At 65.5% G+C, this 14,004-nt stretch carries 14 protein-coding genes; 9 read left to right on the top strand and 5 right to left on the bottom strand.

The features are described 5' to 3' along the window. The first annotated feature begins 27 nt into the window (after nucleotides 1-27). Nucleotides 28-798: a DUF6478 family protein gene (locus tag ACEWPL_RS06400; protein ID WP_393932635.1), complete on the top strand. Its 771-nt coding sequence runs from the start codon at nucleotides 28-30 to the stop codon at nucleotides 796-798. A 33-nt stretch (nucleotides 799-831) separates the two neighbouring features. Further along, the gene (locus tag ACEWPL_RS06395) at nucleotides 832-1,209 is read left to right on the top strand and encodes a hypothetical protein (protein ID WP_393932633.1); all 378 of its coding nucleotides are present in this window, start codon (nucleotides 832-834) and stop codon (nucleotides 1,207-1,209) included. 3 nt (nucleotides 1,210-1,212) lie between these two features. On the opposite strand, the gene ACEWPL_RS06390 is transcribed toward ACEWPL_RS06395, so the two are convergent. After that, nucleotides 1,213-2,637, bottom strand: coding sequence for a DNA recombination protein RmuC (locus ACEWPL_RS06390; RefSeq protein ID WP_393932631.1), 1,425 nt, complete (start codon nucleotides 2,635-2,637; stop codon nucleotides 1,213-1,215). 76 nt (nucleotides 2,638-2,713) lie between these two features. Further along, complete coding sequence (gene mutL / locus ACEWPL_RS06385; RefSeq protein ID WP_393932629.1) at nucleotides 2,714-4,570, bottom strand: DNA mismatch repair endonuclease MutL; 1,857 nt, start codon at nucleotides 4,568-4,570, stop codon at nucleotides 2,714-2,716. A 160-nt stretch (nucleotides 4,571-4,730) separates the two neighbouring features. Here mutL and ACEWPL_RS06380 point away from each other — a divergent pair, with 160 nt between their 5' ends. Further along, nucleotides 4,731-6,950: a transglycosylase domain-containing protein gene (locus tag ACEWPL_RS06380; protein WP_393932628.1), complete on the top strand. Its 2,220-nt coding sequence runs from the start codon at nucleotides 4,731-4,733 to the stop codon at nucleotides 6,948-6,950. Between the two features lie 69 nt (nucleotides 6,951-7,019). On the opposite strand, the gene ACEWPL_RS06375 is transcribed toward ACEWPL_RS06380, so the two are convergent. Then, nucleotides 7,020-7,625 (bottom strand): MlaC/ttg2D family ABC transporter substrate-binding protein, encoded by a 606-nt coding sequence (locus ACEWPL_RS06375; RefSeq protein ID WP_393932626.1) that lies wholly within the window; start codon nucleotides 7,623-7,625, stop codon nucleotides 7,020-7,022. Beyond that, nucleotides 7,615-8,430 carry an MlaA family lipoprotein gene (locus ACEWPL_RS06370; RefSeq protein WP_393932624.1) on the bottom strand — a complete coding sequence of 272 codons (816 nt, stop codon included), beginning with the start codon at nucleotides 8,428-8,430 and terminating at the stop codon, nucleotides 7,615-7,617. Before ACEWPL_RS06370 ends, ACEWPL_RS06375 begins: the two co-directional genes overlap by 11 nt. Nucleotides 8,431-8,734: 304 nt before the next feature. On the opposite strand from ACEWPL_RS06370, the gene ACEWPL_RS06365 reads away from it, so the two are divergent. Genes ACEWPL_RS06365 through ACEWPL_RS06350 form a run of 4 tightly spaced genes read left to right on the top strand, consistent with a single transcriptional unit; the run spans nucleotide 8,735 to nucleotide 11,497 of the window. Further along, nucleotides 8,735-9,196 (top strand): RidA family protein, encoded by a 462-nt coding sequence (locus ACEWPL_RS06365; protein WP_393932622.1) that lies wholly within the window; start codon nucleotides 8,735-8,737, stop codon nucleotides 9,194-9,196. Next, nucleotides 9,193-9,960, top strand: a complete 768-nt coding sequence (locus tag ACEWPL_RS06360; RefSeq protein WP_393932620.1) for a glycerophosphodiester phosphodiesterase family protein — start codon at nucleotides 9,193-9,195, stop codon at nucleotides 9,958-9,960. The genes ACEWPL_RS06365 and ACEWPL_RS06360 overlap by 4 nt, the downstream gene beginning before the upstream one ends. Nucleotides 9,961-10,013: 53 nt before the next feature. Further along, nucleotides 10,014-11,204, top strand: coding sequence for a GNAT family N-acetyltransferase (locus ACEWPL_RS06355; RefSeq protein ID WP_393932618.1), 1,191 nt, complete (start codon nucleotides 10,014-10,016; stop codon nucleotides 11,202-11,204). Beyond that, nucleotides 11,201-11,497, top strand: a complete 297-nt coding sequence (locus ACEWPL_RS06350; RefSeq protein WP_393932616.1) for a 4a-hydroxytetrahydrobiopterin dehydratase — start codon at nucleotides 11,201-11,203, stop codon at nucleotides 11,495-11,497. Before ACEWPL_RS06355 ends, ACEWPL_RS06350 begins: the two co-directional genes overlap by 4 nt. A 155-nt stretch (nucleotides 11,498-11,652) precedes the next feature. Here the strand turns inward: ACEWPL_RS06350 and ACEWPL_RS06345 are convergent, their stop codons facing one another. Next, nucleotides 11,653-12,141 (bottom strand): peroxiredoxin, encoded by a 489-nt coding sequence (locus ACEWPL_RS06345; RefSeq protein ID WP_393932614.1) that lies wholly within the window; start codon nucleotides 12,139-12,141, stop codon nucleotides 11,653-11,655. A gap of 93 nt (nucleotides 12,142-12,234) precedes the next feature. On the opposite strand from ACEWPL_RS06345, the gene ACEWPL_RS06340 reads away from it, so the two are divergent. Beyond that, nucleotides 12,235-13,443: an NAD(P)/FAD-dependent oxidoreductase gene (locus tag ACEWPL_RS06340; protein ID WP_393932612.1), complete on the top strand. Its 1,209-nt coding sequence runs from the start codon at nucleotides 12,235-12,237 to the stop codon at nucleotides 13,441-13,443. Next, nucleotides 13,440-13,994, top strand: a complete 555-nt coding sequence (gene rsmD / locus ACEWPL_RS06335; protein ID WP_393932610.1) for a 16S rRNA (guanine(966)-N(2))-methyltransferase RsmD — start codon at nucleotides 13,440-13,442, stop codon at nucleotides 13,992-13,994. The genes ACEWPL_RS06340 and rsmD overlap by 4 nt, the downstream gene beginning before the upstream one ends. Nucleotides 13,995-14,004 lie beyond the last annotated feature (10 nt).

Genomic DNA, 14,004 nt, shown 5'->3' with positions numbered 1-14,004 from the left:
GTCGGATGCAGGCGAGGGCGGTGAGGAATGCGGGTGCGGAGTGCTTTGGTCGACTGGATCGTGCATCGGCGCGGCGTGCGCCGCTGGACGCGCGCGGCCCGGCGCGCCCCCGAGATGCCCCTGGCCGAGCTGCGGAGCGAGCGCAGCATGGCACGCAAGCTGCTCTTTTCTCTCCATGAAATGACTGCGATCGCGGATAATCGGCTGGCCCTGCCGATGATCGGCTCGAACGCGTTTCCGAAACCGCATGGCACCGACTGGTCGTGGCGTCCCGCGCTCTGGAACCTGCCGCTGGCAAGTCCCGGCATGTCCTCGGCCCCCAGCAAGTCCAAGTTGGGCGATGAGCTGACATTGTTTCACGATTGCGCACGGTCCGAGCTGACATTGCGGCAGGTGCGCAACACGCGCGAGGCGGATCTGGCCCCCTACGGCCTGCGGATGGATGTCTTTGCCTTCGATGGCTCTTTTCTGTCCGTGGTGCTGGACCTGCCGCATGGCGCGGTGGACGGGCTGAAGAAACGGCACCTGATCCGCATGTCGACAATTGTCGAGCTTGAAAAACCGCTCGAGATATTTGCCCGGCTCAACATCAAGCATGGGCCGAACACCGAGCAGATCGTGCGGGAATTGCCACTGCACGAGGACGAGATCGTCGTCGAGTTCGACCTGGCCTATACCGGCCTCAATGAAAAGCGGATCGAGCGGGCCTGGGTGGACCTCATCTTTGAGAACCCCGAGATGAGTCAGGTGACGCTGCGCGATCTGACGTTCAGCCGCCGCCCGCGCGCCGAATTCTAACGTGCCGCGTTCTGATCAGATGAAGGGATCAATATGAGCAACCTCAAACTGACCAAGACCCGGCTTTTCGAGGGCGTCTGGGAGGGCGAGCTGACCCATGAGGGAGAAGGCAACATCCAACCCAGTATCGAGGTCACGCATCTTGAACGGGCGCTGCCCGGCGTGCAGGTGATCGAGAACGAGGAAGGCGGGTTCTGGACGGTGCGCGTGCCCATCCCCGCGGAGGTCATTGCCGATGGCGTGCAGACCTTCCTGATCCGCGACAAGCGGGCTGATGTGGTGCTGGACAGTTTCGCGCTGATGTCGGGCGATGCGCTGGGCTATGACATCCGGGTCGAAATGACGCTTCTGCGCGAGGAGCTCGACATGCTCAAGCGCGCCTTTCGCCGCCATTGCCTCGAGACCAACTAGGGCCTAGTTCTCTTCGTTGAACTCATGCGCGGTCAGGCGGCGCGGCTCGTGCTCGACGCTGGCAGGGCGCTCGATCTTGTCAGATGTCGCGGCGACGACGCCCAGCTCTTCGAACTTGCGGGCCGAGGGCAGAACGCGGCCCTCCAGCGATCCCAAAGCCTTGTTGTAATGCTCGACAGACTGGCCCAGTGACCGCCCGACGCGGGCCAGATGCTCGGCAAAGACGCGCAGCCGGTCGTAGATTTCCTTGGCCGATTTCTGCACCTCTTCGGCATTCTCGGCCATCTTGTCCTGCTGCCAGCCATAGGCGATGGATTTGACCAGCGCCATCAGCGTCGTCGGCGTGGCAATCAGCACCTTGCGCTCGAACGCGTATTCGATGAGGCCGGGATCGGCCTCGGCGGCGGCCGAGACAAACGTCTCGCCGGGGATGAACATCACGACGAAATCGGGGGTGGCGCCGAGCGTGTCGTAATAGGCCTTCGACGACAGATCATTCACGTGCTTGCGCACCTGCACCGCGTGCTGGCGGACGAACTGGCTTTGCTGCTCGGGCGTCTCGGCCTCCAGTGCATCCAGATAGGCCGACAGGGGTGTCTTGGCGTCGATCACGATGCTCTTCCCGCCGGGGATATGCACGATCGCATCGGGGCGCCGCCGCCCCTCATCGGTGTCGAAGCTTTTCTCGAGGTGGAAATCGACGCGCTCGGTCATGCCCGCCATCTCGAACACCTGCCGCAGCTGCATCTCGCCCCAGCGGCCGCGGGTCTTGGGCGCGCGCAGGGCCTGCACAAGGCGCCGTGTCTCATTCCCGAGACTGGCTTGCCCCTCGGCCAGGTTCAGCACCTGCTGCTTGATCGTGCCATAAGCCTCGTTGCGGGCCTGCTCGATCTCGGTCATGCGCGCATCGAACTTGCCCAACCGCTCGTCCAGCGGCTTGACCAGATCGCGGATGGCTGCGTGGCGCTGTGTCAGATCGTGATCGGCGGTTTCCTTGTGTTTCTGGAACCGCTCGGACACCAGCGACAGGAATTTCTCGGAATTCTGCGTCAGCGCGCCCGAGGCCAGCGATTGAAAGCGGTCCTCGATCTCTTTCCGCATTGCCTGCATGTCGGCGATGCGCGCATCATGCGTCTCCTGCTGGCTGGCAAGCTTCTGACGCAGCTCGGCGGCCCTCACCTGCTCTTGATAAACCTCGGTCAGAAGGCCCTCGGCGCGCTCCTCCAGCTCGGGAACACGCTGGGCAATCGGCCCCAGCCGGGCGACCTCGGCGCGCAGGCGATACACCTCGTCCTTATGTTCCCTCGCGCGGCGTGCCGCACCCCGCGCGTTCAGCGCCAGAACCAACGCCAGCGCGGCGGCGCCTGCCGCGATTCCCTGCCAGACGGCGATGTCCCATGCCGCGATGATCTGCAGAACCTGCTCCATGCTCTTTTCCTTGCGTTCGGCATTTGTTCCAGAGTGGCAGAAACATGCCCCGCGCCGCAAGCCGCAATTGCAGGCCTCAGCTGCGCCCGAAAAGCCGCTCGATATCGCTGAGTTTCAGCGCGACATAGGTGGGGCGGCCATGGTTGCATTGGCCCGACATCGGCGTCGCCTCCATCTCGCGCAGGAGGGCGTTCATCTCATCCGCCTGCATGCGCCGCCCCGAGCGGATGGAGCCGTGGCAGGACATGCGGCTGAGGATCGCGTCGATGCGCGCGCGCAAGGCGTCGCTGCTGCCTTGGTCGGTCAACTCGTCCAGCACGTCGCGGATCAGCGCGTTTGCGTCGACATTGCCCAGAAGGGCGGGCGTCTCGCGCACCGCGATGGCGCCGCCGCCGAAGGGCTCGATGCAAAGGCCGAGCGTTGCCAAATCCTCGGCCGCGTCCATCAGCACGGCGCAGTCCGCGTCGCTCAGTTCGACGATCTCGGGGATCAAAAGGGCCTGTGCAGCGATGCCATGTCCCTCTTGCTGTCGCTTGAGCCGCTCGTAGACCAGACGTTCATGCGCCGCGTGCTGATCGACGATGACGATGCCGTCCTCGGTCTGGGCGATGATGTAGTTCTCGTGCACCTGCGCGCGCGCGGCGCCCAGCGGAGTGTCCACCGGCGCGCTGTCCTCGATCACCGGCTCGGCGCGGGCGCTGTAATCGCCCTGCATCTCGGCAAAGCCGGGGGCCTGCGCGCTGTAGCTCGCGGCGCGGGCCTGCTGCGACGGGCGGTCCATCTGGTAGACGCGCGCGCCGGTCTGCTGGCTGCGCTCCTCGGGACGAAACGCACCGAGCGTGCCCGCCGCCACGGTGGATGAGGCGCGATGCCCGGCCTCGGCCAGAGCGTGACGCAGGCCCGATACGATGAGGCCGCGCACTGTGCCCGGATCGCGAAACCGCACCTCGGATTTCGCGGGATGCACGTTGACGTCCACGAGCGCGCCCTCGCAATCGACGAAAAGCGCGGCGACGGGATGCCGGTCACGGCTGAGCACGTCCATGTAACCCGCGCGCAGGGCACCGATCAGCATCCGGTCGCGCACCGGGCGACCATTCACAAAGAGATACTGGGCCACCGCGGCACCGCGCGAGTAGGTCGGCAGGCCTGCGCAGCCGGTCAGGCGAAACCCGTCACGCTCGGCGTCGACGCGCATGGAATTGTCGGCGAAATCGCTGCCGATGATCCGCGCGAGGCGGGCGTGGAGCGCATCGAAGAGATCGCCGGTTTCGGCATCGGCGCGGAAGGTCAGCCGCCCCTCGCCCCCGCCCGAGACATCGCGCAGGGTAAAGCTGACCTGCGGCTCGGCCATCGCCAGCCGCTTGATGACGTCGCCGATGGCCTGAGCCTCGGCCCGATCCGTGCGCATGAATTTGAGCCGTGCGGGCGTGGCAAAGAAAAGATCGCGCAGTGTGATGACGGTGCCGCCATTCAGCGCGGCGGGGCGCAGCGAGCCTATTTTGCCGCCCGTGACGCTGATCTCGGCGCCATCCTGCCCAGCCGCACGCGAGGTGACTGTCAGCCGCCCCACGGCGCCAAGGGACGCCAGCGCCTCGCCGCGAAAGCCGAAGCTGTGGATGTTCAGAAGATCGCTGCCGTCGATCTTGGAGGTCGCGTGGCGCGCCAGCGCCAGCGGCAAATCATCGGGCGCCATGCCGCAGCCATCATCCGTGACGCGGATCAGGGTCTTGCCCCCATCGGCGATCTCTACCGCGATGCGCGTGGCGCCAGCGTCGATGGCGTTCTCGACCAGTTCCTTGACCGCCGAAGCGGGCCGCTCGACCACCTCGCCGGCGGCGATACGGTTGATCGCGGCCTCGTCCAGCTGGCGGATGACGGGGCCGGCCGAGTTTGGCAGTTTATGGCCGATATGGGGGGCGTGCTGCATCATGCCACAAGACTTAGCATGGCGAGGTTTGATTCGACCACCATTCTGCGCCCTGCCAATCGGCCTAAAATCGCGCGCCCTCTCTACATCGCTGGCATTCTGGGCTAGCCTACCCCAAATCCAAGGGGTAAAAGCCCCGACAATCGGGCCGGGCAGGGCAAGCATGAGCAATTCAGGACGGCGCAAGCCACCTTTGGTGGCCGACAGGCGCAAACCCAAGACCAAGCCGAAACCGGCGGCCAAGCCGCGCAAAAGCCGTGCGCGCACCCCGGCCAAGCGGCGCGGCGGCAATTTCGTCACGCGCGGGATCTTTAGCCTATTGCATTGGATCTGGCGGATCGTCTGGGGCATCGGCTGGCGGCTGACGGCCATCACGGTGCTGATCGTTGGACTTACCGTGGGCTATTTTTATACCACGCTGCCGGAGGCGTCGGCGCTGCTGGATGGCCGCGCGCGCGGCTCGGTCACGCTGCTGGACCGCGACAGCGACGTTTTTGCCTGGCGCGGCGATCAGTTTGGCGGGGCGGTCAAGGCGGGCACCGTCTCGTCGCATCTGCGCAACGCGGTGATCGCGACCGAGGATCGCCGCTTTTACCTGCATCCCGGCATTGATCCCATCGGCATCGCCAGCGCCATTCGCATCAACCTGAGCGAGGGTCGCGGGCCGCTCTCGGGGCATGGCGGCTCGACCCTGACACAGCAGACGGCCAAGCTGCTCTGCCTTGGCAATGAGTATGTCGAGGCCGAGTGGGAAAGCCAGGCCGCCTACGAGGCCGATTGCCGGCGCGGATCGCTGACCCGCAAGGGCAAGGAGGCGATCTATGCGATGGCGATGGAGGCGAAGTATACCAAGGAGGAGATCCTCTCGATCTACCTCAACCGCGCCTATATGGGCGGCGGGGCCTATGGCGCAGAGGCCGCGGCGCAGCGTTACTTCGGCAAGAGCGCGGCCCAGGTGAATCCCGCCGAGAGCGCCATGCTGGCCGGTCTTCTGACCGCGCCGTCGACGCTGGCCCCCACCAGCGATCTGCAGCGCAGCCAGAACCGCGCGGCTACCGTTCTGCGCCTGATGCGCGATCAGGACTATCTGAGCGAATCCGAGGCCGCCGTGGCCCTCGCCACCCCCGCCGAGCTGTCGGAGGCCGCCGAACGGCAGGCAGGCGGCTATTTTGCCGATTGGGTGATGTCCTCGGGGCCCGAGTTTTTCACCCGCGACACGACCGAAGACGTGATCATCCGCACCACGTTGGACCAGCGCATCCAGCGCGCCGCCGAGGAAGGACTGCACGCTGTCCTCGACGACAAGCTGCGCGACGGCTCCAAGGCGCAGGCCGCCGTGGTGGTGATGAGCGCCGACGGCGCCGTGCGCGCCATGGTGGGCGGGCGTCAGACGAAGGTCACCGGCGCCTTCAACCGCGCGACGCAGGCCAACCGGCAGACTGGCAGCAGCTTCAAGCCCTTCGTCTATGCCACCGCGCTGGAGTTGGGCTATTCCAGCCTCGATACCGTGGTGGACGAGTCTTACTGCCTCAACATTGCGGGTTCAGGCCAGTGGTGCCCCAGCAATTACGACAACCGCTTTCACGGCCGCGTGACGCTGGCCAAGGCGCTGGAGGAATCCTACAACATTCCCGCTGTGAAGGTGGCCGAGAGTGTGGGCCTCGATCTGGTCCGCAAGGTGGCCAGCGATTTCGGCATCGAAAGCGATCTGGCCGCTGGTCCCGCGCTGGCGCTGGGCGCGTCGGAAAGCACGCTTTTGGAGATGACAGGCGCCTTTGCGGGCATCCTAAACGGCGGCTCGTCGGTCACGCCCTACGGCCTGGTCGAGCTGAAGCTGCTGGGCCAGGATGAGGCTGTCATGGGCGCAGGCGGTGGCATTGGCGAGCGGGTGATCCGCGAGGATGCCGCGCGCGAGCTGACCTGGATGATGAGCCGCGTGGTCGAGGCCGGGACCGGCGCGCGCGCCAAGCTGCCGGGCCGCGAGGCGGCGGGCAAGACCGGCACGACCCAAGCGGCGCGCGATGCTTGGTTCCTGGGCTTTACCGCCGATTACGTGGCCGGCGTCTGGATGGGGTATGACGACAACACGCCGCTGACTGGCGTCACCGGCGGCGGCCTTCCGGCCGAGATCTGGCATGAGGTGATGTTGCGCGTGCATGACGGCATGGACGCCACCCCCCTTCCGATGACCGCGCCCAAGCGCCCGACACCCGAGCCGCAGCTCTCGGGTGGCCAGACCGGGCAGGGCGGCCAAGGCTATCAGGGCGATCAAGGCAATCAGGGCACGCAAACCGGCCGTGGCTGGCAGGGCGCTCCGACTGCACCGCAGGACAATCGCGAGGGGCCGATCGGCAGTATCCTGCGCAGGTTGCTGGGCGGCTGACCGTCGGAAAATGAAAAACGCGCGGCCCGTTCGGGACCGCGCGTTGTTTTCTCGAAAGCTGAGGGCGGCTTAGCCCGCGCGCTGCAGATCCGCGATCAGCGCGTCGATATTGCCCTGCCGGCGGTCCAGCATCGACCCGATCTCGGTCCGCTCGCTCAGGCGCAGGCTGATCCCCTCCATGACCATGTCAAAGAAAAGATCCCGCCCCGAGCGCCCGGAGACGAGGAAGCGCACATCGAAAGGCGCCTCGCCGCGCAGGTTCACGCGGGCCTGCACCTCGTGCCAGGACTTGACTTGGCTGACGCCGATCACGTCGATCTGCCCGCCAACAAACTCGTTGAAGCGCTTGCCATATTTGCGCGCGATATAACCGCGGAACGCCTTGGTATAGGCGGCCATCTGCGCCGGGCTGACGCGGTTGGCATCCGCGCCCAAGGTACTGCGCGCGATCAGGTCGACATCCGCATAGCGGCTGAAGATGCCCTCGAAATCGCCGATCATGCCGCCCAGCGACTTGCCCGAGCCAATGACGCGGTTGATTTCTGCCACCAGTTTGTCCACCAGCGCGCGTGCGCCGGCGTCGGTCAGGGCGAATGCGCCCTGCGGCAGGGCTGTGGCAAGGGCCGCGCCCATGCCGGTTGCAAGAAGGCCGCGACGGGTCAGGTTATTGGTCATAAGGGTCCTCGAAATCTGCGCTGACGGCGGTGCCGGGTGCGGCGCCGCCCGTGGTATCATAAGGGTCCAGATAGTCGCTGGTTCCCCCATTGCCCAATTTGAAGCGGCGATTCTGCAGGTAGAGCGACTGCGACGCCGCGTAACTGTCAGCGCTGTCATACAGCACCGAATTGATCGATTCGGCATAGCGGCCGCGACCTGTCAGACCCCGTGCGGTGCGGACGCCAGCGACGTAGTAACTTTCGGGGTCTTCTATCCAGTAGCCCAGCGGATTGGTAAACACATCGACAACGCGGCCCGCCGCAGCGCGGCTGGTCGAGGGGCCAAGTAGGGGCAGTTCGACATAAGGGCCTTCATGCACGCCCCAAGCATAAAGCGTCTGCCCGAAATCGGCATCCGTCCGCGCGGGCATGTTGAGATCGGTGGCCACGTCGATCAGACCGCCAAGGCCAAGCGTCGTGTTGACGAGAAACCGGTAGAAATCTGACGTCAGGCCCACGCCATTGCCTTGCAATGCGCTGTTCACCATCGCGCCGGGCAGCGAGAAGTTTGTCGAAAAGTTGCTGACGGCGGTTTCCAGGTCATCCGGCATGAATGCGCGATAGCCCTTCGCGACGGGCTGAACCACGGCACGGTCGATCGCCTTGTTCTGGTTGTGGGTGATACGATTCGACTGCTCGTAAGGATCATACGGAGCGCCGCGCGTGACGGCGGGATCCGGCTGATGGCCGCAGGCGACGACAAGGGTCAGCGCGGCGATGGCGATCCCGGCGCGCGGGGCGGAAAGATGGGAAATGCGGGTCACCAGATCACTTTCGGGCTAGGTTGCAGGCGGTTTTACCGGGCGGGATGTAAGGCGAAGCGAGGTCTTGTGCAGGTGGCATTTTTCAAAAGCGCGGTGGCGTTGCACAAATACACCGCCGGACACGCGGCGTGCGCCTTCATCCCCAGACATGCGAATTACAGTTTTCCGGCCTCTCTTGCAAGTCTCGCGGCCTGCGCGCCGGCGCCCATGGACCTCTGCCGGGCCTCATGCATTTACCGTTTTCATCCCGCGCCGCAGACGTTAGCGTCTGGCGCGACGCACTTTATGCAAAGGACGAAGCCCCATGGGTAGATATGAGACGAAGCTGGCCGAGATGGGCATCACCCTGCCCGAGGCCCCGGCACCCGCGGCCAATTACGTGCCCTATGTTCAGGTGGGCGATATCGTCTATGTCTCGGGCCAGATCTCGCGCGACGACAGCGGCCTTCTGACCGGCAAGCTGGGCGATGACATGGACGTGGCCGCCGGAGCGCATGCCGCGCGCAGCTGCGCCATCGCCCTTCTGGCGCAGGTCAAGGCGGCGTGCGGCGGCGATCTGGACCGCTTGGTGCGGGTGGTCAAGCTGGGCGGGTTCGTCAATTCGACCCCGGACTTCACCGAACAACCGCAAGTCATCAACGGCGCGTCGGACTTCATCGGCGAGGCGCTGGGCGACGCGGGCAAACATGCGCGCGCGGCGGTTTCGGCGGCCTCGCTGCCGCTGGGCGTGGCGGTGGAGATTGAAGGCGTGTTCCAGATCAAATGATCCGCCTCGATCCGGCCTTTCTGACTGTGCCGCTGGCGCATCGCGCCCTGCATCGCCCCGGCTCGGAGCGGGTGGAGAATTCGCGCGCCGCCATCCTAGCCGCGATCCGGCGCGGGTATGGCATCGAGATCGACGTGCAAATGTCCTCGGATGGCGTCCCGATGGTGTTCCACGACGATAATCTGGACCGCCTGACGGAGGCGACCGGCGCGATCCGCGCGCGCAGCGCGGCGGGCCTGGCCGGTATTCCGCTGAAGGGCACTGAAGAGGGCATTCCGACCCTGGCCGAGGTGCTGGACATTGTCTCTGGGCGCGTGCCGCTGCTGATCGAGGTCAAGGACCAGCACGGGCAGATGGGCGAGACGGACGGCACGCTGGAGGCCGCTGTCGCGCGCGATCTGCTGGGCTATGACGGCCCGGTCGCGTTGATGTCTTTCAATCCCCATAGCGTCATCCGGCTGGCCGATCTGGCCCCGGGCATTCCGCGCGGCATCGTCACCTGCGCTTATGCGCCCGAGGAGTGCCCAGAACTGCCCGAAGACGTGTGCGATCGCTTGCGCGCCATTCCCGATATCGAGGCCGCGCGCGCCAGTTTCATCAGCCACCAATGGAGCGATGTGGACCGCCCCCGCGTGGCCGAGCTGAAGGCGGCGGGGCTGGACGTGCTGTGCTGGACGATCCGCAGCGCGGAGACAGAGAAAACCGCGCGCCGGGTCGCACAGAATATCACCTTCGAGGGATATCTGCCGGACCTGCCCGCTTGAATTCGCGCCTGCCGGCCACAGGTTAGGGCGAGGGGCAGCAGGGCATTTCCGGCATGAGCGAGACCAGCGAAATCACCATCCGCGCGCATGGAGATCTGAGCGGCATTCCGGCCGCCGCGTGGGATGCCTGCGCCTGCCCCGAGGCGGCGGATGGCGCGCGCCCCAACGATCCCTTCACCACCTACCGGTTTCTCAAGGCGCTGGAGGACAGCGGCTCGGTCGGGCCCGGCACCGGCTGGCAGGCGCAATACCTGACTGCCGAGCAAGATGGCCGGATCATCGCCTGCGCGCCGCTTTATGCCAAATCCCACAGCCAGGGGGAGTACGTTTTTGACCACGGCTGGGCCGATGTATACCAGCGAGCGGGCGGGCGCTATTATCCGAAGTTGCAGATGTCGGTGCCCTTCACGCCCGTGACGGGCCGCCGTTTCCTTACCCGGCCCGGCTTCGAGGATCTGGGCCGCGCCGCGCTGGTGGAGGGTGCATTGCAGATCGGGGAGCAGAACGGCCTTTCGTCGGTGCATGTCACCTTCTGCACCGCGGCCGAGGCCGAAGCGGGCGCCGAGATGGGCCTGATGCGGCGCACCGGGCAGCAGTTTCATTGGGTGGATGAGGGCTATGAGGATTTCGACGGCTTCCTCGCCGCGCTGAGCGCCCGCAAGCGCAAGAATATCCGCAAGGAGCGGCGCACCGCGCAGGCATTCGGCGGTCGGATCGCGCACCTGACCGGCGATGACATCCGCCCCGAGCATTGGGATGCCGTCTGGCAGTTCTACCAGGATACCGGCGCGCGCAAATGGGGCACGCCTTACCTCACGCGTCAGTTCTTCGAGATCGCGCATGACACGCTGCGCGACGACATTCTGCTGATCTTGGCCATGGAGGATGAGCGGCCTGTCGCCGGCGCCGTGAACCTTATCGGCGCCTCGGCGTTATATGGCCGCTACTGGGGCTGCACGCGGGACCATCCGTGCCTGCATTTCGAGCTGTGTTATTATCAGGCGATCGACTACGCGCTGGCCCACGGGCTGACCCGTGTCGAGGCCGGGGCGCAGGGCGAGCACAAGCTGGCGCGCGGCTATCTGCCGGTGGCAACGCATTCGCTGCACTGGGTGCGCGATCCCGGCTTTGCCGAGGCGGTTCTGCAATACCTGCGAGCCGAGGGCGCGGCGGTCGAGGAAGACATCGAAATTCTGACGTCCTACGGGCCGTTCAGGAAGACACCGAAGGAGGATCAGGAATGACCGAGAAACTCAGCGACACCGCCCGCACCGCGATGATCGACCCGCTGCTGGCCGAAGGGTGGGAAATGAGCGCAGAGCGCGACGCGATCACCAAGGAGTTCAAATTCGCCGATTTCCCCGATGCGCTGTCATGGATGGTCCGTGCGGGCGTCTGGGCGGAAAAGTGGAACCACCATCCCGAGTGGAGCAATGTCTATAACAAGGTGACCGTGACGCTGACGACGCATGACGTGGACGGGCTGAGTACGCTGGATGCCAAGCTGGCGCGCAAGATGGATATTCTGGCGCAATAAGAGGCGTATCTCTGGTGGAACGCGCAGCGGCCCGATACCGGATCGGGCCGCTTCTTCATGGGTGGCTCAGAGGGGCTTTGCCCCTCGTGCCTCAAATCCGCTGGATTTGAGGCACTCACCCCAGGATATTTTTCGCAAGAAGAATCGGGGCTGGTCTACATCGCCTCCAGAAGGCCCTCGCCAGCGGAAACGTCGCAGAGGCCGGGATTGTCCTCTTCGTTCAGCAGGGTGACGGTGCCGTCCTCGACCACCATCGCGTAGCGTTTGGAGCGCGCGATGAGGCCGGCATCCTCATTGGTGAAATCCATGCCCATCGTCTTGGTGAACTCTGACATCGGATCGCCCAGCATGGTGATGCCTGCCGCCGTCGCGCCCGTCACTTCGCCCCAGGCGCCGGTGACGAAGGGATCGTTGACGGTGATGCAGATGATCTCGTCCACGCCCTTGGCGTCGAACTGGTCCTTGGTGCGAATGAAGCTGGGCACATGCGCATTGTGGCATACGCCGGTGAAGGCGCCCGGCACGGCGAAGATGACGACCTTGCGCCCAGTGGTCAGCGAGGAAAGATCGACCGCCTCGGGGCCGTTTTCGCCCATGCGGGTCAGGGTGGCCGAGGGGAGCTTGTCGCCGGTGGAAATGCTCATGGTGAAATCCTTGTCTGTTGTTTGCGCCGCGATACCAAACCGATATAGGCTGCGCGGCGGTGAAGCCATGTAAAAAAGATCGGAACTCGGGACATGCCGGATATCGTGGTGGTCGGAGCGGGGCAGGCGGGCGCATCGCTGGTCGCGCGTCTGCGCAAGGGCGGGTTCGAGGGGCGCATCACCCTGATCGGCGAAGAGACCGCGCCGCCCTATCAACGCCCGCCTTTGTCCAAGGCCTATCTTCTGGGGGATATGGAGTTGGAGCGGCTCTATCTGAGGCCGCGGCATTTCTACGCGGAGGCCGGTGTGGAGCTGTGTCTGGGGGCGCCGGTGGAGGCGATTGACCGCACAGCGCGGACGGTGCGCGTTGGCGGCGAGGATGTGCATTACGACACGCTGGTCCTGACGACCGGATCGACGCCGCGGCGCCTGCCTGCGGCCATTGGCGGCGATCTGGAGGGTGTGCATGTGGTGCGGGGCCTCGCGGATGTCGACGCAATGGCGGTGCGTTTTGCGCAGGGTGCGCGGGTGCTGATCGTCGGCGGCGGCTATATCGGCCTCGAGGCGGCGGCGGTGGCGGCCAAAAAGGGGCTGGACGTGACGCTGGTCGAGATGTCCGAGCGCATTCTCAGTCGGGTCGCCGCGCCCGAGACGTCGGATTTCTTTCGCGTGCTTCATTCCGAGAATGGCGTCGATATCCGCGAGGGTGTGGGCCTCGAGGCGCTGAGCGGCGATGGGCATGTCAGCCGCGCGCGCCTGTCAGATGGCACGGCGCTGGACGTGGATTTCGTGATCGTCGGCGTCGGCATCACGCCGGAGATAGCGCTGGCAGATGCCGCGGGGCTAAAGATCGATAACGGCATCGCCGTCGATGCCGAGGGGCGGACCAGCGATCCGGCGATCTGGGCGGCGGGGGATTGCGCCTCTTTCCCGTATCGCGGCGGGCGGCTGAGGCTGGAGAGTGTACCGAACGCCATCGACATGGCCGAATGCGTGGCCGACAACATCCTTGGCGCGGGGCGTGCCTATGTCCCGCAGCCGTGGTTCTGGTCGGATCAGTATGACGTCAAGCTACAGATTGCGGGGCTGAATACCGGCTATGACCGGATCGTGACGCGGTCGTCGGCGGCGACGCATTCGGTGTCCTTCTGGTACTATCGCGGTGATACCTTGCTGGCCGTTGACGCGATGAACGACCCGCGCGCCTACATGGTGGGCAAGCGGCTGATCGAGGCCGGGAAATCGCCTGATCCGATGGCCGTGGCCGACCCTGAGGTCGAGCTGAAGTCGCTGCTCGCATGAGGATCATTGCCGGAGAGGCGCGCGGCCGCAGATTGGCCGCGCTGGGCAAGGGGGATGCGAACGCGCAGCTGCGCCCGACCTCGGACCGGGTGCGCGAGAGCCTGTTCAGCATGCTCAGCAGTTTGGGCGTGATCGACGGCGCCGAGGTGCTGGATCTCTTCGCCGGCACGGGCGCGCTGGGCCTTGAGGCGCTGTCGCGCGGGGCGGCGCAGGCGCGTTTCGTCGAGAAGGGGCGTGTGGCGCTGGGGCTGCTTGACCAGAATATCGAGCTGGTCGGTCTGGGGTCGCGCGCCAAGGTGCTGCGGCGTGACGCGACCAAGCTTGGCCCGGTCGAGGGCGAACCGGCCTCTTTAGTCTTCCTGGACCCGCCCTACGGGCGCAAGATGGGAGAAGCGGCGCTGGCCTCGGCGCTGGCCGGTGGATGGATCGCGCCCGGTGCGCTGATTGTCTGGGAGGAAAGCGCGGTGACCGTCCCGCCACCCGGCATGATCCAGCGGGATCAGCGACGCTATGGCGATACGCGGATTACCTTGCTGGACTGGCCCGGCTGACGCGGCCGCA

The sequence above is a fragment of the Roseovarius roseus genome (genome assembly GCF_043355935.2).
GTDB classification, from domain to species: Bacteria; Pseudomonadota; Alphaproteobacteria; order Rhodobacterales; family Rhodobacteraceae; genus Roseovarius; species Roseovarius roseus.
Note: the sequence above shows the minus strand (reverse complement) of the source record. Positions and strands in the feature narration are given on the sequence as shown.